1 protein-coding gene and 1 pseudogene are annotated in these 1,881 nt (G+C 60.1%); both read left to right on the top strand.

Annotated elements, in window-relative coordinates:
• The first annotated feature begins 274 nt into the window (after positions 1–274).
• Entirely contained in the window at positions 275–1,540 is a 1,266-nt protein-coding gene (gene rho, locus WCE35_RS23415; RefSeq protein ID WP_213775579.1) for a transcription termination factor Rho, read from the top strand.
• 190 nt (positions 1,541–1,730) lie between these two features.
• Positions 1,731–1,881, top strand: a pseudogene (locus WCE35_RS23410) (tRNA uridine-5-carboxymethylaminomethyl(34) synthesis GTPase MnmE); the annotation flags it as partial.

The following is a 1,881-nucleotide window of genomic DNA, read 5'->3' as shown; positions in this document are numbered from 1 at the left end:
TGGTAAAGCCGTTCTAGACCGGGCCGGCTCGCAACAACGGGCTTTGCGCCTTCTTGCGGAGAGCCGGCTGATTTTCTATATTGCTGAGATCCCACCCCTCGCAGGCGGATGTGGTCGCGTTCCGGTTTCTTCCCAGAGCCGGCCGCCGCATCAGGTTTGAAGCCTCACCGGCGCTTTCCTTGCTTAGACCTGCGGACCTTCCTTTTTTGCGTCCGCTTTTCCTAAAGCCACCTCGCATCCCTTCCTCAACTTTCTACCCCACAGGACCATCCCAATGCGGGAAATAAAACTCCAAGACCTCAAATCCAAAACGCCGGCTGAGCTCGTCTCGTTTGCGGAAGAGAACGGGGTCGAAAATGCCAGCACCATGCGCAAGCAGGAGCTGATGTTTGCCATTCTCAAGCAACTCGCGATCGCGGAAACCGATATCATCGGCGAAGGCGTCGTCGAGGTTCTGTCCGACGGTTTCGGGTTCCTGCGTTCGCCCGACGCCAACTATCTGCCGGGACCTGACGACATCTACGTTTCACCATCACAGATCCGCCGCTTCGGGCTTCGCACCGGCGACACCATCGAGGGCCACATTCGCAGCCCGAAGGAGGGCGAACGCTATTTCGCGCTGCTCAAGGTCAACACGCTCAATTTCGAAGACCCGGAAAAGTCCAAGCACAAGGTCAATTTCGACAATCTGACGCCGCTGTTCCCCGACCAGCGTTTCCGGCTCGAGCTCGAGGATCCCACCAGAAAGGATCTGTCGGCACGGGTTATCGACATCGTCGCGCCGATCGGCAAAGGCCAGCGCGCCCTGATCGTGGCGCCGCCGCGCACCGGCAAGACGGTGCTGATGCAGAACATCGCGCACTCGATCACCGCCAATCATCCCGAATGCTATCTGATCGTGTTGTTGATCGACGAGCGTCCGGAGGAAGTCACGGACATGCAGCGTTCGGTGAAGGGCGAGGTGGTTTCATCCACGTTCGACGAGCCCGCGGTGCGTCACGTCCAGGTCGCGGAGATGGTGATCGAGAAGGCCAAACGGCTGGTCGAGCATGGCCGTGACGTTGTGATCCTGCTCGACTCGATCACGCGCCTCGGCCGCGCCTACAACACCGTGGTGCCGTCATCCGGCAAGGTGCTGACCGGCGGCGTCGATGCCAATGCGTTGCAGCGGCCGAAGCGCTTCTTCGGCGCCGCGCGAAATATCGAGGAGGGCGGTTCGCTGACCATTATTGCGACCGCGCTGGTCGATACCGGCAGCCGCATGGACGAAGTGATCTTCGAAGAGTTCAAGGGCACCGGCAACTCCGAACTGATTCTCGACCGCAAGGTTTCGGACAAGCGCACCTTCCCGGCGATCGACATCTCCCGCTCCGGCACCCGCAAGGAAGAGCTGATCACCGATCCGCAGCTGCTGAAGAAAATGTACGTGCTGCGCCGGATCCTCAATCCGATGGGCACGATGGACGCCATCGACTTCCTGCTCGACAAGCTCCGCAACACCAAGAACAACTCGGAGTTCTTCGACTCGATGAATACCTGAGTCGGCTCGGTGAATTCGGAGGAGGGCGCCTCGTGCAAGCGGAGCGCCCTTTTTCATGCGATTCAAAAGTGCGGTCTTTTCCCACGGCAAAGCTGCGACGCTGTTATTGTTGCACCGCAACATAGTCGCGGGGCAAGCCGTACGCCTGAACCCGTGTTGCTTCTTTTCGGCGTCAGCGAACAAATAGGCGATGCATCCGCGGGACCAAACCATCTTCGCGCTATCGTCCGGCAGGCCGCCGAGTGCGATTGCCGTTGTGCGGCTGTCGGGGCCGCAAGCCCCGGCCGCACTGAAGGCGCTGGCTGGAAAAATTCCGACACCGCGAATCGCCACCCGGACGC

Origin of the sequence: Bradyrhizobium sp., assembly GCF_049691595.1 — a bacterium.
GTDB lineage: Bacteria > Pseudomonadota > Alphaproteobacteria > Rhizobiales > Xanthobacteraceae > Bradyrhizobium.
This window is presented reverse-complemented; position numbering and strand designations above follow the sequence as displayed.

Coding starts and splice junctions, on each gene's coding strand:
- rho (WP_213775579.1), top strand. CDS start 275: ATGCGGGAAATAAAACTCCAAGACCTCAAATCCAAAACGCCGGCTGAG.